Source organism: Bradyrhizobium sp. Leo114 (assembly GCF_055229415.2).
The window spans coordinates 188730-210963 of the sequence record NZ_JBUYEN020000006.1 but is presented as its reverse complement, the minus strand read 5'-3'; the positions used below and the strand labels follow the sequence as shown (position 1 = coordinate 210963).

Here is a 22234-nt window from a genome sequence, read left to right as displayed (position 1 = left end):
GCCTCAAGAGTTACAGCAACGATGCCTCGATAACGAACGGCCCGCGCTGTCGAAGCGCGGCATCGAACACTTCAGCGAAACGCTGAACGGTCGTCACGCGTTCCGCAGCTACGCCCATGCCGCCGGCAAGCTTGACCCAATCGATCTCGGGATCCTCGATGTCGAGCATGCGGCGGGCATTCTGGCCGGGGTTGGCGACGCCAACCTTGCGCATTTCGCCGTGGAGGATTGCATAGCCGCGGTTGGCAAAGACGATGGTGACGATATCGAGCTTCTCGCGTGCTTGCGTCCACAGCCCCTGAAGCGTGTAGAGGCCGCTGCCATCAGCCTGAAGCGAGATGACCTTCCTTCCCGGACAGGCGATCGCGGCCCCCGCCGCCATCGGCACTCCGATGCCGATGGCGCCGCCCGTAATCTGGAGATAGTCGTGCGCGGGCGCGTTGTAGGACAGCTCGTAGAAGCCGGAGGACGTGATCGCCTCGTCGCACACGATCGCGTTCTTCGGCAGCTTCGCGGCAACCACGCGATTGATCATTTCGGCGGTCAGAGGACCGTCGGCCTGGAAGGACATCTCGGCTGGCGGCAGCTCGCTCGTCTGCACACCTGCCGTCGACTTGGCGCCGACAGCTTCCGCAAGATGGGCGAGAATTCCCTTCAGATCGTGACCGAGCCCACCGAGCTCGACCACGCTGCACCCCTCAGGTGCGAGGCGACCCGACTGGGTTGGGTAGCCAAAGAACGTGACCGGCTCCTTGGCGCCGATCAGCACGATCATATCGAGCCCTGCCAATGCGGCACGACCCGGCTCCCAGGCGAAGGATATCTTCTCGATCGGCGCCCGACCGCGCCCGCGCTCGATGCGCCCGTTGACGCCCTGTGCAAACAGCCGCGCGCCGGTCTTGGCGCAAATCCTTTCGGCATCGGCAAGCGCATCGGCGCGCAAAGCCTGCCCAGACAACATCAGCGCCGCCTTGCAACCGCGGCGCAAACGATCGACGACCGCCTTGAACTTGTCCAGATCGACTTCGCGCCGCGGCGGCGGCGAACGCCTGGCGAGCGGAGCCCCGGCTGATCGCTCCGACCAGGCCATATCCGCCGGCAAGATCAGCGTCGCGATGCCGTTCGCCAAGCTTGCGTCCCAGGCATCCGCGACATCCTGCTCGATCGATGCGGCGCTGCCGATCCGGCGCACGAACGCCGACATCGGCCGGGCGAGCGTTTCGATGTCGCTCGTCAGCGGCGCGTCGAGCGGAAGATGCGCGGTCGAATGCTCGCCGACGATATTGATGATCGGCGTGCCGGCGCGCCTGGCGTTGTGCAGGTTGGCGAGCCCGTTCGCCAGACCGGGGCCGAGATGCAGCAGGGTCGCCGCGGGCCGGCCCGTCATCCGGCCATAGCCATCGGCAGCTCCGGTGACGACGCCCTCGAACAGCCCAAGCACGCAGCGCATGTCCTGCCGACGATCGAGCGCGGCGACAAAGTGCATCTCCGACGTGCCCGGATTGGCGAAGCAGGTATCGACGCCAAGCGCGAGCAGCGCGTCGCAGAGATGATCCGCACCAGTTTTCATGTCATTGCGCCCCGTGTTTCCCGTTCGCGAGCGCCTAGGCGAAACATACGTTGGCCGACGGCTCGTGAGGTCGACCGAACAACGAACGCCCAGGAATGGCCTCGAGCAGCTCGCGGGTGTAAGCGTGCTGCGGCGCGCCGAATACCGATTGCGTCTCACCCTGCTCGACGATTTCGCCGCGCCGCATCACGACGATCCTGTCGGCGATCTCCGATGCAACACGCAGGTCATGCGTGATGAACAGCATTGCGAGGTTCATTTCTTCGCGCAGCTCGGCCAAGAGCTCCAGAATGTGCTGTTGCACGGAAACGTCGAGCGCCGAAACGGCCTCGTCCGCGACCAGCACCAGCGGCTTCAACGCGATGGCGCGCGCGATACAGATGCGTTGGCGTTGGCCACCGGAGAATTCATGAGGATAGCGTTCATATGCGCTCTCCTTCAGCCCAACTCGCGCCAACAATCGCTTTGCGTCCGCAATCGCCTCGACGGCGGGCGTTCCATAGGTCATCGGTCCGCGCGCGATGGCTTCGCCGACCTTCTGTCGTGGATCGAGGGCTGCAAAGGGATCCTGAAAGACGATCTGCACCTTGCGGCGCACCGCGCGCAACTGCGCGCCTTTCAATTTAAGAAAATCCACCCCATCGAAATCGATCGAACCGGTGTCGGGCTCGATGAGCCGCATGACCATGCGCGCGAGTGTCGATTTGCCCGATCCGGACTCCCCGACGACGGCGACGGTCTCGCGCGGCCGCAGCGTGAGAGCGACGTCCTGCACGGCCGATACCCGTCGCACCGGCCTGAACGCGCCCTGACGCGACGCGAATACCTTGTTGAGACCGCGGGCTTCCAACAATGGATCGCTGCCCAGCGCCTGGCTGTGCGCCGTTGGGGGGCGCCCGCCCGGCACTGCCGCAATGAGCGCCTTGGTGTAGTCATTCTTGGGGGCGCGAAGCACCGCATCGACCGTGCCCTGCTCGACCACACAGCCGTTGCGCATGACAACGACACGGTCGGCTATGTCGGCGACGACACCAAAGTCGTGCGTGATGAACAGGACGCCCATTCCCCGCTCGGCCTGCAACTTCCGGATCAAGCCGAGGATTTGCTTTTGCGTGGTGACGTCGAGTGCGGTGGTCGGCTCGTCGGCGAGCAGCAGTGCCGGCTCGTTTGCCATCGCGATCGCGATCATGATGCGCTGGCGCTGACCGCCGGAGAGCTGGAATGGATAGCTGCGGGCGAGCGCCGGAGGATCGGGCAGGCCGACCGCCGCGATCAGTTCGACGACCCGCGCGTCCAGCTCGGAACGGTACAGCTTCGCGCCGGCGTGCGTGACGATGGCTTCCGCGATCTGCTGACCGACACGCGTCAGCGGATTGAGCGCGCTGAGCGGCTCCTGGAAGATCATGGATATCGGGCCGCCCCGCAGCGCCCGCATTGCCCCTTCATCCGCTGTCGCGAGGTCCGTATCCTTGAAACGGATGGCACCGCCGGCGACGTGAAGAGCCGGCGGCAACAGCCTGAGCACGGCGTGCGCGGTGATCGACTTACCCGAGCCGGACTCGCCGACCAAGCAAACGATCTCGTTCCGACGCACGGCGAGCGAGACGTTTTCCACCGCGAACTGCCGGTCGCCGCCCTTTGGCAAAGCAACGGACAGATTTTCGATTGCAAGCAGCGGTTCGTCCGTCATGCACCTCGCGCCTTCCGCGACAGTCTCGGGTTCAGGGTATCGTTCAGTCCTTCGCCAACGAGGTTGATCGCCAGCACGGTGAGGAAGATGGCTACACCGGGGAACACGCTCATCCACCACGCTTGACGCATCACCGAACGGGACGCGCCGATCATGAATCCCCACGACATCAGATTGGGGTCACCGAGCCCCATGAAGCTCAGCGCACTTTCGATCAGGATCGAACTGGCTATCATCAACGAGCCGGTCACGATGATCGGCGACACCGCGTTCGGCAGGATATGGCGCAACACCACCGACATCGGCGGCTGCCCCTGACAGACCGCGGCCTGCACGAACTCCCGGCTCCGCAGCCGCAGAAACTCGGCGCGCGTCAGCCGGGCGAGCTGCGGCCAGCTCACAGCGCCGATCGCGAGGATCACGTTGGTCAGAGAAGGTCCGAGCGTCGCCACCAGCAGGATGGCAAGAATGAAGCCAGGAATCGTCTGGAACAACTCGACGAAGCGCATCAGAAAGTCGTCGACGCGGCCGCCGAAATAGCCGGCAACGGCTCCCACGGTGACGCCGATCGCGAGCGCGGCAAGTGTCGACGAGACGCCTATGAGAAGCGAGACCCGCGCGCCATAGGCGATGCAGGCGGCGACGTCGCGGCCGAGCATGTCGGAACCGAGCCACGTCTCGCCGTCGAACGGCGGCTGGAACGGCGCGGCCACCATATCCCAGGGATCGACGGGAAACAGGGTCGGCGCCACGATGGCCAGCACAACGACTCCGGTCAGGATGACCAGTCCGATGACGCCGGCCGGATGCCGAAGAAAGGATGCCAGGTTCTTCACGGCCGCCTCACCTCACACTTCGTACGGAGATGCGCGGATCCACCATGCGATAGACCGCCTCGGTGAGCAGGTTCAGCCCGATCACCACAATCGACATGACCAGGAAGATGCCTTGCATGACCGGATAGTCGCGCTGCAGCACGGCGTCATAGATCAGCCGCCCCAGGCCGGGCCAGGCGAACACGGTCTCGACAACAACCGCGCCGCCAACCACCGCGCCGGCCTGCATTCCGGCGACCGTGATAACGGGCAGGATCGCGTTGCGAAGCAGATGGTGCATCACGATCCGGGACTCGGTCACGCCCTTGGCCCGCGCCGTCTTGATGAAATCCTGCTGCTTGACCTCGATGATCGAGGAACGCATCAGCCTGGCGTAGATCGCGAGATAGACAGCGGCCAGTGACAAGGTCGGCAGGACCATGTGCGAGGCAATGTCCGCGATGCGCTGCCACGCCGTCATCTCGACGCCGACGGTCACGTAGCCGAATGGCGGAAGCCAATTGAGCTGCACGGAAAACAACAGCACGAGCATCAGGCCAAGCCAAAACACCGGCAAGGCATAGAGCAGCAGCGAGACGATCGTAAAGAACGTGTCGGACCATTTTCCCGCACGTGTGCCGGCTATCGTTCCTAACGCCGTACCGAAGACCAGGGACAGGATGAACGCCGTACCCGTGAGCAGCAAGGTCGCGGGCAGCCGCTCGAGCAGCAGCGACAACACGGTCCGCTGTTGCCGATAGGAATAGCCGAGATCAAGCGTCAGCGTCTTCTTCAGGGAGCTCGCCAGTTGCACCAGGTACGGCTGATCGAGGCCATAGGCCGATCGTATCTGGCGGAGCAATGTTTCGTCGGCAGCACCGCTTTGTCCTGCGATCACCTGCGCCGGGTCGCCGGGCGCCGCGTGAACGAGAATAAAGTTGAAGGTCGCGATGACCAGGATCACGCCGATGATCTTCACCGCTCCGGCGGCGGCGCCCAGCACGTAGGCCGACAAGCGGCCTCCGTACCGGGTGATGGCGACGACGCTCATTCGAACCGGACCGCGCCGAAGGTTTCGTGAACGCCGATGGCGGTCGTGGTCACATTCTTGAGCTTCTTGTCGGTGAACGTCGGAAAGTCCTGTTCGAGCAGCCACACGATCGGCACATCCTCGACCAGAGCCTTCTGCACCGCGCTGTACAGTTCCTGCCGCTTCTCGTCCGGCGAAGCGGTCGCAGCTTCCTCGAAAAGACGATCGACTTCCGGATTTGAATATCCGGCCGTGTTGGAGAACATGATGCCCTTGCGGATGTTCGACGAAATGTAGGTGCGCGATACGCCGATAGCGGGATCTCCGAGCTGATAGACGAGATTCGTCGTCATCGAATACTCCCCGTTGCTGACCTTCTGGATCCAGCCCGCGACATCGGTGCCTTCAAACTGCAGGTCGATTCCGACCCGCAGCAGCGACTGGCGCAAGAACTCTGCGACGCGACGATAGAGCTCGCCCGATGGCGTGACCAGGAACGGAACGGTGATCCGCTTGCCATCGGCGCCCGGCTTCAATCCCATCTCGTCGAGAAGAGCTTTTGCCTTGTCCGGTGAGTATTCGTACTGCTTTACGTTCTTGTCGTAGAACCGGGTCTTCGACGAGATCGGACCGGTCGCAACCTTGCCGAGACCGAAGTAGACACGCTGGAGCAGAGCCTTGCGGTCTATGGCGTACATCACCGCCTGACGGAAGCGCTTGTCGTTCATCGGCGCGATGCGATTGTTCAGCTCGAGCCACAGATGTGGCGCGAAGTACTCATATCCCTTCGTCGTCATGTCGAGATGGGGCAGCTTGGTGAGGCGAGCCACATCGTACTGCTCGATGTCGCTCCACTGCGTCAGCTTGACGGTCCCCTGCTCGAGCGCGACCGAACGCGCTGCCGCATCCGGAATGACGCGGTAGATGATCTCGTCGATGTGAGGCTCCCCGGCGCGGTAGTAGCCGTCATGCTTGACCAGGTGGATGTGCGATCCCCGCACCCATTCCTTCAGCTTGAAGGGACCGCAGCCGATTGCCTTGTCATTCGCAGGGTTGGTCTTGAAGTCGGTGCCTTCGTAGATGTGCTTGGGCAGGATCGGCGCCGTGGTGCAATCGAATGCTCCCAGGAACGGGGAAAACGGCGACTTGAGCTTGAACACAACCGTCAGCGGATCGGGAGCTTCCGCGCTTTCAATGCGGGTGAAGATCGGCCGGGCCCGCGCGTGGGTCTCGGGCAGGATCTTGGTCATCGAGAAGATGACGTCGTCCGCCGTCAGCGGCTTGCCGTCGTGGAAGGTGATGTTCGGGAACAGCTTGAACGTATAGGTCAACCCGTCGGCAGAGATGCTCCAGGATTGCGCCAGGCCGGGGATCGGTTTCAGGTCAAAGTCGTAGCGAAGCAGGCTCTCGTAGATCTTGCCGCAGATCGTCAGCGTCGACTGGAGCTGACTGATCGCCGACACCAGCATCGCCGGCTCCGGATGGGTAATCGTGCTGAGCGTGCCGCCGCGCGTCTGCCCCGCGGCACGGTGCAAGCCGAGCGGGATCCCCGCGACGCTGGCCATTCCCGCGGCCAGTCCCAACTTGCCGAATTCACGCCTGTTCATTCCCATGATATCCCCCCTTCCTGTTGACATGGCTCTCTGGACGAGACGCGCCGGCCGCAGATGCGGCGGCGACCATCACAGCTTCTTCAATCCGCACCAGTTGGCGACGAAGAGCGCGATGCTCAGCGTGATCTTGCGGACGCTTTCGAGATCGACGCGCTCATTGAACGCATGCGGCCCGATGCCGTAATGGCCGTAGCACAGCGCCGGAATTCCATAGTCGACGTTGTAGTAGCGCGTATCGGTAACGGCGGTGCCGATCTGCAACTGCATCGGCTCGTTGAAGACCACCTGATGCACCGAGGAGAGCACCTGCTCGGCTTCGCTTCCGGGCTCCAGGACCGACGGATCTGCCTGGAAGCCGCTCCAGATCAGTTCGGCCGGATTGCTCGACAGGAAGCTGTCGGTGGCCTGTGCGTCGGCCAGGCACTTCTCGATGCCACGCATCGCCTCCTGCGGGCTAGTGCCGGGAAGCAGGCCGAGCCGGCAATCGAACTCGCACCAGGCCGCCGTCGAGCTTGCCCAATCGCCGCCCTTGATGATGCCGACATTGAACTTGATCGGCGATTTGACAGTCTTGAACCACGGATGATCCACGGCCTGTTCGTTGAGCCGCTTGGTGTAGTCCTGGAACGCACGGATCACGTGCATGGCCGACAAAATGGCGCTGGTGCCTGTCTCGGAGTAGGCGACATGGGCCGGCGTGCCTCGCACCCGCACGCGGAACCAGATCGCGCCGACCTGCGCGCGCAAGAGCTTTTGGCCAATCGGCTCGGGGATGAGGCACGCGTCGGCGCGATAGCCGCGCATCAACGTCGATAGCGCGCCGTTGCCGGTGCTTTCTTCCTCGGTGACGGTCTGCACGTGGATGCGGCCCTGCGGCGCGTAGCCCGCGGCCCGGATCGCATCGAGCGCAAAAATCATCGCCGACACGCCGGCCTTCATGTCCTGAGCGCCGCGGCCGTGCATCCAGCCGTCGCGCACCACGCCGTCAAATGGCGGAAAATCCCAGAAATCCGCCGGGCCTTCCGGCACCACGTCGATATGACCCTGGAGGATCAGGCTGCGCCCCTTCCCGCCGCCCTCATAAGTCGCCACGACTTGCCTCGAGCCGGCAAGATCGATCCCGTCCATCGGAGCCGCCTTCGGATGGCTCATCAGATCGACGTCGGCGAGACTGAAGGCATCGACCTTGTAGCCGCGCTCGGCCAGGCGCTCGGCCATCCAGGCCTGGAGCGGGGCCTCCTGACCGCGGAGACTGCGGAATTGTACCAGGCGCGCGAGGAAGGCCACCTGGTCGTCAAAGTTGCGATCGACGGCAGCCCGCAATTCCTCCGCGAGGCTATTGGTCTTGGTCAGCTCAGTTTCCAAGGTCGTCTCCTGTTCGCAGGGGTTATTTCGCCCGAGTGCTCGTTGTTGGTCTGATTGATGTTCGTCGGTCGTGGGGTTCAGGCGACGAGGCAGGATTCCAGGATCGAAAGCCCCTCGTCCACAATGTCGTCCGATGCCGTGAGCGGGACCAGAATCCGAATCGTGTTCGCGGTCGTGCCGCAGGACAGCAGGATCAGACCGTTCTGGTGCGCAAGCCTGGTGACCTGACTGGTGGCTTCGGCGTCCGGCTCGTTGCTCCCCCGCTGCTTGAGCACATCGAAGGCGATCATCGCGCCCAATCCGCGAGCCCGGGAAATCGGCAGCAGATGATTGGCCTGGGCAAAGCGATCGATCGCATCGCGCAAGCGCGCACCGATCTCATTGGCACGCGCGAGAAGGTTCTCTTGCTCAAACACATCGAGGACCGCAAGCGCCGCCGCGCATGCCAGCGGATGGCCCGCATACGTGCCCCCGAGGCCACCCGGCTCCGCCGCGTCCATGATCGCGGCACGTCCGATCACGCCCGATAGTGGCAAACCACCGGCAAGGCTTTTGGCGACGCAGATAAGGTCCGGCTTGACGTCGTAATGCTCCATCGCGAACATTTTGCCAGTCCGACCGAATCCGGTCTGAACCTCGTCCGCGATCAGCACGATCCCATTCTCGTCGCAGATGCGGCGCAGCCCACGCATCAGTTCGGGAGGAGCCTGGTGGAAGCCGCCTTCGCCTTGCACAGGCTCGATGATGATCGCCGCCACCTGCGATGCATCGATATCGGCCTTGAAAATGAAGCCGATATAGCGCAGCGCGTCGTCGACAGTAACTTCACTGCCACTGATCGGGAACGGCACATGCCACACGCCGGGCAGCGGGGAAACAACGCCCTTCTTGTAAGGGACGACTTTTCCCGTCATCACCGACGCAAAAGCGGTGCGGCCGTGGAAGCCTCCGGTGAACGCGATGACGCCAGTGCGGCCGGTTGCCGCACGAGCGATCTTGACCGCATTCTCGGTGGCCTCGGCACCGGTTGTGAGCAGTATCGACTTCAGCGGCCCGCTGATCGGCGCCAGCGCATTGAGACGCTCCGCCAGCTCAACATAGGAGTCATACGGAGCGACCTGGAAACAGGTGTGCGTAAAGCGATCCAACTGATCGCGAACCGCCTTGATCACCAGCGGATGGCGGTGACCGGTGTTGAGAACCGCGATACCACCGGCAAAATCGACGTAACGTCGTCCCTCGACGTCCCAAAGCTCGCTGTTGAGTGCCCGCTGAGCGAAAACCGGTGTGGCATGACCAACACCACGGACCACCGCAGACTGCCTGCGTGACATCAGTTCGGAGTTTAGCGCCATTCTTACTTCCCCAAGTTGAGGGGACCGTAGTTGGCGGTATCGAACGAACAACCAGTTTTATTATCGCGCTATGGTGACTCACATGCACCAGTCGGGCCGATCAGTGCGCTGGCCAGCACATTTTGTAGCCAATTCCGCAGTGCAACAATCGCCGGGTCGCGCCATCGCTCCTTCAAAGCGACCAATTGGTACGTTCCCATGTAGACGGAGGTGGAGAGCAGCTCGACCAATGCACCAGTGCGAAGGTCGTCCTCGACAAGGACGTCATTTGCGATTGCCACGCCCTGCCCAAGCCGCGCCGCCTCGATGGCGAGGTGGGCATGCCAAAGGCGCTGGCCGCCGAGCTGCGGCAAATCGACCAATCCGGCCAGCCGAAACCAGCGCTCCCATTGCTCCGTCGATTCCTCGTGGATCAACGCGATCGACGCCAAGTCCGTCAGGCTCGTGATGGCGGGATGACGCGCCAGATAGCTCGGGCTGGCCACCGGGAAGACCCTCGGCCGGATCAAGGGCTCGGACGCAAGATCGAGATGCGTGGTGATCACATCGGCATAGACGATCTCGGCATCCGCCTCACCACGCGAGAGATCGGGGTGCGACAAGGTTGGCTGCAGGTTGACTTCCCATCGGTTCGGTGGACCCGTCAATTCGGGAAGCCTCTGCAGCAGGCGGCGGTTGGCGATGCCGGGAATACACCAGATGTTAAGCGTGGTTCGCGACGGAGGACGTACCGCAACCGTGGCGCGCGCGATGATGTCGAACGCTTGCGACAACTGCTCATAGAGGAACGAGCCTCGTTCGGTCAGCATGACGCCGCGACCCTGGGCGCGGACGAGCGTGACGCCGAGGCTTTCCTGCAGGTTCTGGATATGACGCGACACGACCGTATGGCTCACCGCCAACTCGTCGCCAGCGGCACGCATGCTGCCGGTGCGGCCAACAGCTTCAAAAGCTCTCAATGCGACGAGGGATGGAACCCGGGGCCTGGTCATAACAGTGTGGGCAATCAGCGCTTCAATCGCCGAGGGTTATGCCCCACCTAAATGTTTTCTTCAATTAGAACAGACACATCGTTGGGTGGCCCGTTCGGTAATGGGTATGAACGGTCGACTCGCTCACTCCTTGTATAGCTGGCGTTAAGCCTATTCGGGCTGCTTCGGCAGGAAGTCGATCATCAGACGTGCTATATCGTCGACCTTCTCGTCTAGCGCGAAGTGACCGGCATCCAACAGATGAATCTCCGCGTCCGGCAGGTCGCGCCTGAACGCCTCCGCGCCCGGTGCAATGAAGGATGGATCATAGCGCCCCCACACGATGAGCGTCGGTGGCTTATGCTCGCGCAGAAATGCCTGCCATGCGGGGTAAGAGGCCACGTTCGTGCGATAGTCGTAAAGCAGGTCCGCCTGGATTTCCCGCTGCCCAGGTCGGGACAGGAACGCATATTCGTCGGTCCATGTATCGGGATTGTAGCGCTCGGGATTGGGGCTGCTGCCGATGTGACGGGCCTTGGCGCCTTCGAGCGAAGTGAAAGCGTCGACCTGCTCCGGGTGCGCATCACGATCGGCCCAATATTGCGCAATGCCGCTCCATTTGGCGCCGAGCCCTTCCCTGTAGGCGTTCGCATTCTGGATCACAAGCGCGCGCACCCGCTCAGGATGAGCCACCATGATGCGGTAGCCAACCGGACCGCCATAATCCTGCAGGTACAGGACATAGCGGCTGATCTTGAGCTGCTCGAGCAAGGCGTTCGTGGTCTCAGCGAGATGGTCGAACGTGTAAGCGAAACGCGAGGGCGGCGGAGCCTCGCTCTGGCCGAACCCCGGATAGTCAGGTGCGATCAGGCGATAGCGCGTGGCAAGAAGCGGAAGCAAAGTATCGAACATCCGCGAGGAGGACGGAAAGCCGTGCAACAGCACAATCGTCGGCGCGTCGCTCGGCCCCGCTTCACGATAGAAGATGCCGACGCCATCCACCTGCGTGCGATGATAGGTGATCGTGGCCGAGGTCGATGGCAAGGCTGCGGCCTGGGCGCCATGACCCATGGCCAGCGCGGCGACAGCCGATAGAACGGTTGGAAGCTTCATATCCTTACCTCCGGCAATGCGACTGGCCGACTTGCGACCGAAACGCGAAGAGACAAGTCCTTCGAACAGCGACACGCGACGACGTCGGTATCCGCTGAATATCTGTCGCAGGAGGATATAGGCTCGATCTCCATCCTGAAAATTCAAATAATGAGATACGTATCATCTCATTTGACGATATCGGAATCTCTCCGCGAAGCGATGGGCATGGTCAGAGCGAAGCCGATGGAATTTGGCCTGCTCGACGCCATATTGAGTTGTGTCGCCAGAACGGTCGGAGATCGATAAGCTTTCGCCGATCCGATGGATACCGCTGAACTCAGAAAAGACCAGTTCGCACATTTGGGAGAACTGCAGGATGGCTAAAGCGTACGAGATCATCGACCACAATTATGATGTGGTGATCGTCGGTGCAGGAGGCGCCGGATTGCGCGCGGCACTGGGCATGGCATCGTCAGGCCTTAAGACCGCCTGCGTTACAAAGGTTTTTCCGACGCGCAGCCACACCGTCGCCGCACAGGGTGGCATGGCCGCATCGCTTGGAAACATGGGTGATGGCGACGATTGGCGCTTTCACATGTACGACACGGTCAAGGGCTCCGACTGGCTCGGTGATCAGGACGCAGTCGAATACATGTGCCGCGAAGCCGTGCCCGCGGTGCTGGAACTGGAGCACTATGGGGTGCCCTTCTCGCGCACCGGAGATGGTCGGATCTATCAACGTCCCTTTGGTGGCCAGACCATCGAGTACGGAAAGAAGATGGCCCAGCGCACCTGTGCGGCGGCCGATCGGACAGGCCATGCCATCCTGCATACGCTCTATCAGCAGTGTCTGACGCACGGCACGGAGTTTTTCATCGAATATTTCGCGCTGGACCTGCTGATGGATGATGACGGCGCCTGTCGTGGCCTGCTGGCGTGGAACATGGAAGATGGGACCATCCACCGCTTCAATGCTCACCGCACTGTGCTGGCCACCGGAGGTTACGGCCGCGTCTACTTCTCCTGCACCGCCGCCCACACCTCTACCGGCGACGGCAACGCGATGGCCCTGAGGGCCGGGTTGCCGCTCGAGGACATGGAATTCACACAGTTTCACCCGAGCGGCATCTACGGCTCCGGTTGCCTGATCACGGAAGGGGCGCGCGGCGAAGGCGGCTATCTCACCAATTCCGAAGGCGAGCGCTTCATGGAGCGTTATGCGCCAAGCGCGAAGGATCTTGCGGGGCGCGACGTCGTATGCCGCGCCATGACGATTGAGATTAACGAAGGGCGTGGCTGCGGTTCGCGCAAGGACTACATCGAACTACACCTGGAGCACCTCGATCCGGAACTCCTGCACACGCGCCTGCCGGGCATCAGCGAGACCGCCAAAATCTTCGCGGGCGTCGACGTCACACGCCAGCCGATTCCGGTGCTGCCCACCGTCCATTACAACATGGGCGGAGTTCCGACCAATCTGCATGGCGAAGCCGTCACGTCTAGCCATGGCGATCCGGAAACGGTCGTCCCAGGACTGATGGCGATCGGGGAAGCGGCTTGCGTTTCCGTGCATGGAGCGAACCGCCTCGGCTCCAATTCGCTTCTCGACATCATCGTGTTTGGACGGGCTGCCGCTCATCGCGTGATCGAGACCCTGCGTCCGCAAGAGGGCCACGCACCGGCGTCCGACGAGGCGACCGATCGTGCCATCGCGCATCTCGATCGCATCAGGTGGGCCAAAGGCAAGGCTGTCGCCGGCGACATCAGGCTCGCCATGCAACAGACCATGCAGCGCCACTGCGCCGTATTCCGCACCGGCGCGTTGCTGGACGACGGTTTGACAAAACTTAACGAGGTGATCGCCACGATGCGGGATGACATTGGCGTGACCGATCACACGATGATCTTCAACACCGATCTGGCCGAAACACTCGAACTGGACAACATGCTTGCGCAGGCCAGCGTCAGCCTTCATTCAGCGATCGGTCGCAAGGAAAGCCGCGGCGCCCATGCGCGGGAAGATTTCCCCAAACGCGATGACGAAAATTGGCTGAAGCACAGCCTGTGCTGGCTCGATGATGATGGCCGCGCGCGGCTCGATTACAGACCAGTGCATTTACAGCCGCTCTCAAACGAGGTGCAGTCAATCCCGCCAAGAGAGCGCGTGTATTGATTGAGGGGGACCGCTCAATGCTGGATGTCGCTCAGTTCAAGAGAACCGGTGGCCGATGTCAGCCAACCTCGCATGAATAACGCTGTCTGCACCGGACAGGACGGTTTCGCCTCATCGCTTACCGCGTTGCAGGCAACAACGGTGGTCGCCTGGGCAATCGCCGTCAAGCGTGTCACGCCTGAAGACGATGAGTTGCGCCTGCGATGGTTGCCCCATCCGAACCTCCCGACGCCGGTCAAAGGACCGACACCCGCAGAGATCGCGTTCTGGCTGGCCGCAGTCTCCCCGCCGGAGAAAGGCGCCACGCCCGGCCCTACCGCGCTTCCTCTTGAGCAAAGCGCCGCGCTGCTTGACGTGCAGGAGACGGACCACTTGGCGCGACTCCGGCATCATGAGGACCGGCGCAGCTATCTGGCCGCCCATGCGGGAGCGCGCCTGATCCTTGGACATGCAGTAGGTCGACCGCCGAATGCGCTGCGGTTTGCACGATCGGCGAACGGCAAGCCGGTCCTTCTCGTCGATCCGCAGGAAATCGACTTCAGCCTCAGTCATGCCAGGGGCGCCGTTGCCGTCGCCGCAGCACGCATGCCCATCGGGGTCGACGTCGAACTCCTACGCGAAGTAGATCATCTGGATTCCATCAGCGAGCTGGTGCTGGCCGCCGAAGAACAAGCTGCTCTGCGGAAAGCGCCGGAGATATCCCGGTCCCGATTGTTTCTCCGCTATTGGACCCTCAAGGAGGCATTGCTGAAAGCGGCCGGACTAGGTTTCGCAGTTCCGCCAAATGAGGTCATCGTCGATGCGGGACCAAGCCCAACGGTCCTCGCAGTACCTCCTGCGCTTGGATCTGTCGCGCAATGGCACCTCCTCGCCTCTGCTGATTTCTGACGGAAGCGCCGACAAAAATACCGCCGTGGACGAAAATCCACAGCGGTAGTTGCTGGAGGCCAGCGCGGAAAGAGCGTCTCGTCTTCAAACAGCGCACACTGGAAATCAGTTGCTCGACGGGTAGATCTTTCCCGGATTCATGATTCCTCTCGGGTCCAGCGCCGTCTTTACCGCCTTCATGAGCGCCACCCCCTCACCGTGCTCCGTTTCCATGTGCACGATCTTGTGCAGCCCTACGCCGTGTTCGCCTGAGCATGTGCCTCCCATAGCAATGGCTCGGCGCGCGGTGCGAAAGGCGAGCGCCTCGGCGCGCTCAGTCTCTTGCGCGTCCTTCGGATCGAACAGGATTCCGAGATGGAAATTGCCATCACCGACATGGCCGACGATCGGCGCCGTCAGGCCAGATGCGACAATGTCCGCCTTGGTCTCCAGCAGGCAGGCCGGCAGCGCCGAAATCGGCACGCAGGCATCGGTACCCATATTGGCCTTGCCGGGCTCAAGCGCCATCACAGCTTGATAGGAATTGTGGCGCGCCTTCCACAACCGCGTCCGGTCTTCCGGCCGCTCGGCGAATTGAAACGCGCCGCCGCCGTGATCCGCTGTTATCGCTTGTATCATCTCCACTTCTTCGCGCACTCCGTTCGGCGTGCCGTGGAACTCGAGAAAGAGCGTCGGCGTCTCCACATAATCCAGCTTCGAATAGCGGATTGCGGCGCGCATCTGCACCTCGTCGAGCAGTTCAATGCGCGCCATCTTCAGATTGGACTGCAGCGCCGTCACGACAGCGGCGACAGCGCCCTCAAGCGAGGCAAACTGGCAGACGGCCGCAACAGTGGTCTCCGGCTGCCCGTAAAGCCTGAGCTGGATTTCGGTGATGACGCCGAGCGTTCCTTCGCTGCCGACATAGAGATGGGTGAGATCAAGGCCGGCAGATGACTTCCGCGCGCGGCTACCGGTGCGGACGATGCGACCATCGGGCGTGACGACGGTGAGGCCGAGAATATTCTCACGCATCGTGCCATAACGCACCGCATTGGTGCCGGAGGCCCGCGTGGCGGCCATGCCGCCGATCGAGGCGTTGGCGCCTGGATCGACCGGAAAGAACAGGCCGGCGTCGCGAACATGCGCGTTCAGCGCTTCGCGCGTCACGCCCGCCTGGACCCGGCAGTCGAGCGAGTCCGGTGTGACCTCAAGGATCTTGTCAAAGCGCGTCATGTCGAGCGACACGCCGCCGGCAAGGGCTGCGAGCTGGCCCTCAAGCGAGGACCCCGCGCCGAATGGCGTGACCGGTACGCGGTGTTCGTTACACAGCGCGAGAACGAAGGCGACCTCCTCGTTGGTCTCGGGAAAGACCACGAGGTCTGGCACACCGACTGCCGGCAGACCCTCGCCGTGGCTATGCTGGTCGAGCACGGCCTGCGAGACGGTGACACGCGCGCCCAGGCGTTCGGCGAGCCTCGCGCGCACAGCGGCGATGACTTCAGTTGTTGGGCGCGGCAGGGTGTGGGCGTTCATGTCGGCTTCCATTGGTGACCCTGCTTCCATCTGCACCACGGCGATCCGCCTTTCAAGCGACGGCGCCGGCTCTCGTGAGCACCAGATCCAGCCCGATGGCTTATTCGGCGGCCTCGCCGTGGCCGAGATAGGCGCCCATCAGGCGGGGATCACGCGCGACCTCGGCGGCGCTGCCCTCGGCGACGATGCGTCCCGAGCTCAGCACATAACCGCGATGCGCGACCGCGAGCGCCATGCGGGCATTCTGCTCAACCAGCAGGATCGCGGTCCCCTGCCGATTGATTTCCACGAGCTTGCCGAACACCTGCTCGACCAGCAGCGGAGCCAGTCCGAGCGACGGCTCGTCGAGCAGCAAGAGGCGCGGACGACTCATCAATGCGCGGGCAACGGCGAGCATCTGCTGCTCCCCGCCTGAGAGCGAAAAGGCCAGCGACGCCGACAGGCGCTTGAGGTTGGGGAATAGTTCGAGCATTTCCTCGATCAATCCCGCCAGTTCGCCGTGCGGCCGTCCATAGGCGCCGATCTTGAGATTCTCGATCACGGTCAATCCGCCGAACAGCCGCCGGCGCTCGGGAACGAGCGCCAGTCCCATTCCGACCAGACGCTCGGTCGGCTCCCTGATCAGCTCCTGACCTGTGAAGCGCACCGAGCCCGAGGCCTGCGCCAGACGCGCGATCGCCTTCAGCGTGGAGGATTTGCCTGCCCCGTTGTTGCCGAGCAGCGCCACGAACTCGCCGACACCGACCTTCAGCGACACCTGCCGCACCGCCTCGATGTCACCATAGCGGACCACGAGATCGGAGACCTCGAGCAGCGGCGCGCCGGTACCTTCGCTCGCGCGGCCGACCTGTTCATGGAGCTCCGCCTCGCGGTCGGCGCGGCCGAGATAGGCCTCGATGACGGCGTCGTTGCGCTGGATCTCGGCCGGCGCGCCCTCCGCCAGCACCTTGCCGAAATTGAGCACGGTGATCCGGTCGGCGAGCGTCATCACCACTTCCATCTCGTGCTCGATCAAGAGGATCGTCATCCCGCGTGCATGCATCTGGCGGATCACCTCGATCAGGCGTGCGGTCTCGGCGTGGTTGAGACCGCCATGCGGCTCGTCAAGCAGCACGAGGCGCGGCTCCAGCGCAAGCGCCTTGGCGATTTCGAGCAACCGCCTTTGTCCCTGCGGCAACGAGGCGGCATTCGCATCGGCAACGTCGGCAAGCCCGACGAACGCAATGATCTCGTCGACCCGGCGTGCGTTTTCCTGGTCGAAGCGCCACGGATGAGCCCTGCCGTGCCGCGCGGCAAGGACGTTCTGGCGCACGGTCATCGAGCCGAACAGGCGGGTGTTCTGGAACGTGCGTGCCAGCCCCATTGCCGCGAGCTGGTGCAATGGCTTCGACGTGACGACGGCGCTTTCGAAGCGCACCTCGCCTCCGGTCGGCGTATAGATGCCGCTGATGATGTTGAACAGTGTGGTCTTGCCCGAGCCGTTGGGGCCGATCACGGCATGGATCGTGCCCTGCGCGACGGTGAGCGATACGTCTTCGAGCGCCGTCAGGCCGCCGAAGCGTTTGGTGACGCCGGAGAGTTCAAGCAGCGCGTTCATGATGCGTCACGTCCGATCGTGCATAGGATTTTTCGCGCCGGCGAAGACTGTGGAAGGCGGAGAGAACCAGTCCGGAGAGACCGGCAGGGAAGAAGGTGATCACGAGGATGACCATGACGCCGAACACGGCAAAGTAGTATTCCTGCATGAAGCGCAACAGCTCCGGTACGAAGGTGTAGAGGATGGCCCCGAGCACGGCGCCAAGGGGGCTGCCGAGGCCGCCAACCACCGCCATGGCGAGGTAGGAGAAGGTCGACTGCCACGAGAAGACGTCGGGGCTGATATAGCCGCGCAGCAGCACGTAGCAGATGCCGGCAAGACCGCCATAGGCGGCCGAGATCACGAACAGCATGATCTTGAGCCGCGAGATGTCGACGCCGATGGCCTGCGCGGCCAGCGCATCGTCGCGTAGCGCGCGGATGCGCAGACCCAGCGGACCATTGGCGATCCAGACCTGAAGCAGATAGGCGCAAGCGACGATCGCGAGCAGTACCCACAGCATCTTGTCGTTCTCGCCGGCAAGCCCGATGCCCGGGATCGCGGTGATGCCGTTGGCGCCGTTGGTGAGGCCCTCCCAGTTCACCAGCAGCCGCTCGACGATCAGCGCGAAAGCCAGCGTGCACAGGGCGAGGTAATGCCCCTTCAGCCGCAATGTCGGCCAGCCCAGCGCCATCCCCACCGCGGCGGAGATTGCGATCGCGCCGATCGCGGCGACCGGTACCGGCATGCCTGCGGCCTGAAGCAGCGTGAATCCATACGCCCCGATGCCGAAGAATGCGCATTGTGCGAGCGACATCTGGCCACCGAAGCCGAGAATGAAATTGAGCCCGAGGACCAGGAGGATGTTGATCAATGTCACGTCTGCGACCTGCAGATAGTACACCGACAGGAATTGCGGCAGGAGGAGGCCGCATAGGATCGCCGCGCCGATCACCAGAAGGGCGAGCGTACGCATCGTCAGCGTGTTTCCGTCGGCGGTCATTTATGGACGCTCCAGTTCGAGTTCACCGAAAATGCCCTGCGGGCGGAACATCAGAACTGCGATCAAGACGCCGAACGCGATCACGTCGATATATTCCGACGAAATGTAGAAGGAGCCCGCCGACTCGATGACGCCGAAGATCAGGCCACCGACGAGCGCGCCGGGGATCGAGCCGAAGCCGCCGAGGATGGTTGCCGCGAAGGCACGGAGCGACAGGTTAACGCCCATGTCGGAAGATACGTAAGACAGCGGCGCGACCAGCCAGCCCGCCAAGGCTGCGAGCATGGTGGCGTAGGCAAAGATGAAAGCGATGATGCGGGCTGTGGGGATGCCCATCAGCCGCGCGGCTTCGGCGTCCTGCGCGGTGGCGCGCATCGCGCGACCGAGCGCCGTATGCTGAAACAGCGCGTGCTGGATCGCCATCATCACCGCGAGCGCCGCCAGGATGACGAGATACTGCGCGTAGATCGTGGAGCCGAAGAGCTGCACCGAGGTCGTGCCCAGGGGGCCAGCGAAGTTGAGAGGCTGCGGTCCCCAGATGATCACGGCGATATTCTGCAACGCCATGGACAGGCCGAGCGTTGCCACGATCGCCGACAATTGCGGCGCGTTGCGCAGGGGATGGTAGATTCCCCAGGCCAGCGCGGCGCCGAAGAGGCCAAGGATCACCAGCGTCGCGCCGAGGTTCAGCCACAGTGGCATCCCAAGACGATTGGCGAGCCAGCCGACCGAGACGAAGGCGCCGAGCATCACGAGGTCTCCCTGAGCAAAGTTGACCAGGGAGACCGCATTCCAGATCAGCGTGTAGCCGAGCGCCACCAGCGCATAGGCTGCGCCGACCGCCAATCCCACCAACACGATCTGAATAAAAGTCTGCAACATCGTAATATCCCATCACGGTGCCGGCCACCGGAGGTCCGGCGGCGTCGCACGCTCGTTAGCTGCTGATGGCCTTGACGATCTCCGGCTTGCCGCCGGCGACCTTGGTGATGATGCCGGAATGGGTCATATCGCCGTTGCCAGTCCAGCCATAGCGTGTGACGATGCCCGGGAAGTCACGGATCGCGGTCAGCGCCTGCTGGATTCCCTCGCCCGTAATGGCATCGGCGCGCTCCATCGCCGCAATGATCAGCTTTGCCGCGTCGTGATAGACCGTGGCGTAGAGTTCCGGCTCGTCACCGGGATGGGTCGCCGAATAGAGCTTCTTCCAGTTCTGCACCCGCTCGTCGGGATTGTCCTTGACGAACTCGCCGATCGCCATGCATCCGTCGGCGCCCTCTCCGGCGAGGCCGAGGAAAATCGGCTGCGAGAATGCCGTGTTGCCGGCGATGCCGAATTTGACGCCGAGGGTCTTGCTCTGCTTGGCAATGAGCCCGGCCGGTTGATCGTCAGTCCAGACGATGATGCCGTCGACACCGGCCTGCTGGAAGGCCAGGATCTGCGAGGTGTAATCCTTGGTCGCGTCGGTGTGGGCCTGCACCAGCGCAGGCTCGACGCCGCGCTTGGTCAAGGAGGCCTTGACCACGCCCATGCCGGATTGCCCAAAGGCCGTGTTGACGTAGCCAAGTCCGATCTTCTTCCACTGCAGATCTTCGGTGACGTATTTGACCAGAAGGTCCGCGCCGATCGCATCATTCAGGCGGACGCGAAACACCCAGGGGCTGCCTTGCTGGGTGACGACCGGACCGGTTGCGCCCGTCAGGCACGGGATCTTGTATTTCGCGAGCAACGGCAGGTTCGGCAAGATACCCGGCGTGTAGTGCGGACCCACCAGTGCCACGACTTCGTCCTGGGTCGCGAGCTTGGTGACGGCATTGGCCGCCGCGGTAGGGTTCGGCCCGAGATCGTCGGCGATGCGCACTTCGATCATGCGCCCCTTGATGCCGCCCTTGTCGTTGACCTGCTTCACCGCAATCGCGACGCCGTTCTTCATCCACTGGCCGTTCTGGGCGAACTGACCCGTCATCGGTCCGGAAATGCCGATGCGGATGGGATCGGCGGCATGTGCACGGCCGAAGATCGCCGGCATTGCGAGCGGCGCGGCGGCGATGCCCTTGATCAGACTGCGTCGAGAGAAGTGCAAGGTAGAGACCATGGCAGTTTCCTCACTTGGTTTTGCGATGCCGCCTCGTCTCGAGCGGCTGGTTTTGCGAGCAGGATCGGCTCAGTTATCCGAGCGGAGCGGACGGAGGCCGAAGACACAGGCGGCCGACAGCAGCGCCATCGCGACCATGTAGCCGGCCACCCAATAGGCCGAGCCGTACTCGGCAAGCAGTGCGGTTGCGATCAGCGGCGAGAGGCCGCCGCCGAGGATCGGGCCGAGCTGCTGCACGAGCGAGAGGCCGCTGTAGCGAATGCGCGCCGGAAACAGCTCCGAGAAGTAGGCGCCCTGCGCGCCGTAGACCGAGCCATGACCAAGCGCGAGGCCGAGCGCGATCGCGAGCCAGATCATGCCGGTGTGCCCGGTGTTCAGCATCTGGAAGAAGACGAGCGCGAGCGCGGCCTGGAAGATCATGCCGCCTAAATAGACTGCGCGACGACCAATCCGGTCCGACAGCGCCCCGAACATCGGCAGCGTCAGGCATTCGAGCGCACAGCCAACGAGCACGCCGTTCAGGATCGTCTGGCTCGGCAGTCCGAGCTTGGTCTTGCAGTAGGTGATCGCGAACACGGCGTAGATGTTGAACAGCCCGCTTTCGGCGACCTTGGCACCGATACCGAACAGGATGTTGCCCTTGTGATTGCGGACCGCCTCGACCACCGGCACGCTGGCAGCCCCCTCCTCGCTCAGCACGCGCTTGAACGCCGGCGTCTCCGAGATCTTGAAGCGGATGAAGAGCCCGATCCCGACGAGGACGATCGAAAACAGGAACGGGATCCGCCAGCCCCAGGCGAGGAAGTCAGGCTCGCTCATGGAGGTCGACAGGATTCCCAAAAGCGCGATCGGAATCAGGAATCCGGCGGGCACGCCGATGTGGACGAGTGAGCTGAAGAAACCGCGCCGGTCGGCCGGCGCGTGCTCGACCGTCATCACCATGCCGCCGCCATATTCGCCGCCGATGCCAATTCCCTGCAACAGCCGCAGCCCGATGAGACAGATCGGCGCCAACACACCGACCTGCTCATAGGTCGGCATGAGTCCGATGAGGAAAGTCCCAAGTCCCATGATCAGGATAGTGATGAGCAGCGCCGTTTTTCGGCCGACGCGGTCCCCGAAATGGCCGAACAGCACGCCGCCGAGCGGCCTTGCACAATAGCCCACGAAGAACGTCGCGAAAGCGAGCAGCGATCCGACCAAGGGATCGGAACTCGGGAAGAAGATCTTGTTGAAGACGAGCGCGGTTGCGGTCGCGTAGAGCGTGAAGTCGTAATACTCGATCATGTTGCCGATGGCGCTCGCCACAGCAACCTTCCGGATGTCGCTGGACTCCCGACCCTTGATCGAAACGGTCACTTGGTCTGCCACCCGGCTGGACCCGCTCGACCTAACCATTCCGCTCATGACGTCGTCCTCCGGCTTCGGCAGGAAGACATCCCCTGCCCGGACTTTTGTCCGTATTGCGGACAACATGAGC

The 22234-nt window shown here is 62.9% G+C and carries 17 protein-coding genes; 2 read left to right on the top strand and 15 right to left on the bottom strand.

Annotation, left to right across the window (positions count from 1 at the left end; translation table 11 throughout):
• Positions 1–10: 10 nt before the first annotated feature.
• The 9 genes from ACZIRK_RS09835 to ACZIRK_RS09795 all read right to left on the bottom strand — a co-directional run bounded on the left by ACZIRK_RS09835 (position 11) and on the right by ACZIRK_RS09795 (position 11522).
• The gene (locus ACZIRK_RS09835; RefSeq protein ID WP_463327285.1) at positions 11–1570 is read right to left on the bottom strand and encodes an acetolactate synthase large subunit; all 1560 of its coding nucleotides are present in this window, start codon (positions 1568–1570) and stop codon (positions 11–13) included.
• Positions 1571–1604: 34 nt separating this feature from the next.
• Positions 1605–3260, bottom strand: a complete 1656-nt coding sequence (locus ACZIRK_RS09830; protein WP_463327284.1) for an ABC transporter ATP-binding protein — start codon at positions 3258–3260, stop codon at positions 1605–1607.
• Positions 3257–4096 (bottom strand): ABC transporter permease, encoded by an 840-nt coding sequence (locus tag ACZIRK_RS09825; protein ID WP_028162036.1) that lies wholly within the window; start codon positions 4094–4096, stop codon positions 3257–3259. The genes ACZIRK_RS09830 and ACZIRK_RS09825 overlap by 4 nt, the downstream gene beginning before the upstream one ends.
• Before the next feature lie 7 nt (positions 4097–4103).
• Positions 4104–5126 (bottom strand): ABC transporter permease, encoded by a 1023-nt coding sequence (locus ACZIRK_RS09820; RefSeq protein WP_463327283.1) that lies wholly within the window; start codon positions 5124–5126, stop codon positions 4104–4106.
• On the bottom strand, positions 5123–6712 hold the full coding sequence (locus tag ACZIRK_RS09815; RefSeq protein WP_463327282.1) for an ABC transporter substrate-binding protein: 1590 nt from the start codon (positions 6710–6712) through the stop codon (positions 5123–5125). Before ACZIRK_RS09815 ends, ACZIRK_RS09820 begins: the two co-directional genes overlap by 4 nt.
• A 75-nt stretch (positions 6713–6787) precedes the next feature.
• Positions 6788–8083: an ArgE/DapE family deacylase gene (locus ACZIRK_RS09810; protein ID WP_130224172.1), complete on the bottom strand. Its 1296-nt coding sequence runs from the start codon at positions 8081–8083 to the stop codon at positions 6788–6790.
• A gap of 77 nt (positions 8084–8160) precedes the next feature.
• Positions 8161–9438 carry a 4-aminobutyrate--2-oxoglutarate transaminase gene (gene gabT, locus ACZIRK_RS09805; RefSeq protein ID WP_463327328.1) on the bottom strand — a complete coding sequence of 426 codons (1278 nt, stop codon included), beginning with the start codon at positions 9436–9438 and terminating at the stop codon, positions 8161–8163.
• Positions 9439–9506: 68 nt separating this feature from the next.
• Entirely contained in the window at positions 9507–10430 is a 924-nt protein-coding gene (locus ACZIRK_RS09800; protein ID WP_130224168.1) for a LysR substrate-binding domain-containing protein, read from the bottom strand.
• A 150-nt stretch (positions 10431–10580) separates the two neighbouring features.
• Positions 10581–11522, bottom strand: a complete 942-nt coding sequence (locus ACZIRK_RS09795) for an alpha/beta fold hydrolase (RefSeq protein ID WP_463327281.1) — start codon at positions 11520–11522, stop codon at positions 10581–10583.
• 358 nt (positions 11523–11880) lie between these two features.
• Here ACZIRK_RS09795 and sdhA point away from each other — a divergent pair, with 358 nt between their 5' ends.
• Together sdhA and ACZIRK_RS09785 are read left to right on the top strand one after the other, a co-directional pair.
• Positions 11881–13677, top strand: coding sequence for a succinate dehydrogenase flavoprotein subunit (sdhA, locus tag ACZIRK_RS09790; RefSeq protein WP_463327280.1), 1797 nt, complete (start codon positions 11881–11883; stop codon positions 13675–13677).
• Between the two features lie 48 nt (positions 13678–13725).
• Complete coding sequence (locus ACZIRK_RS09785) at positions 13726–14565, top strand: 4'-phosphopantetheinyl transferase family protein (protein ID WP_463327279.1); 840 nt, start codon at positions 13726–13728, stop codon at positions 14563–14565.
• A 105-nt stretch (positions 14566–14670) separates the two neighbouring features.
• Here the strand turns inward: ACZIRK_RS09785 and ACZIRK_RS09780 are convergent, their stop codons facing one another.
• The 6 genes from ACZIRK_RS09780 to ACZIRK_RS09755 form a co-directional block, all read right to left on the bottom strand.
• On the bottom strand, positions 14671–16080 hold the full coding sequence (locus tag ACZIRK_RS09780) for an FAD-binding oxidoreductase (RefSeq protein WP_463327278.1): 1410 nt from the start codon (positions 16078–16080) through the stop codon (positions 14671–14673).
• Positions 16081–16180: 100 nt separating this feature from the next.
• On the bottom strand, positions 16181–17677 hold the full coding sequence (locus ACZIRK_RS09775) for an ATP-binding cassette domain-containing protein (RefSeq protein WP_463327277.1): 1497 nt from the start codon (positions 17675–17677) through the stop codon (positions 16181–16183).
• Positions 17661–18659 (bottom strand): branched-chain amino acid ABC transporter permease, encoded by a 999-nt coding sequence (locus ACZIRK_RS09770; protein ID WP_130224156.1) that lies wholly within the window; start codon positions 18657–18659, stop codon positions 17661–17663. The genes ACZIRK_RS09775 and ACZIRK_RS09770 overlap by 17 nt, the downstream gene beginning before the upstream one ends.
• The gene (locus ACZIRK_RS09765; RefSeq protein ID WP_463327276.1) at positions 18660–19541 is read right to left on the bottom strand and encodes a branched-chain amino acid ABC transporter permease; all 882 of its coding nucleotides are present in this window, start codon (positions 19539–19541) and stop codon (positions 18660–18662) included.
• A 55-nt stretch (positions 19542–19596) separates the two neighbouring features.
• Positions 19597–20754, bottom strand: coding sequence for an ABC transporter substrate-binding protein (locus ACZIRK_RS09760; RefSeq protein ID WP_463327275.1), 1158 nt, complete (start codon positions 20752–20754; stop codon positions 19597–19599).
• Between the two features lie 69 nt (positions 20755–20823).
• Complete coding sequence (locus ACZIRK_RS09755) at positions 20824–22161, bottom strand: MFS transporter (RefSeq protein WP_463327274.1); 1338 nt, start codon at positions 22159–22161, stop codon at positions 20824–20826.
• Positions 22162–22234: the final 73 nt, after the last annotated feature.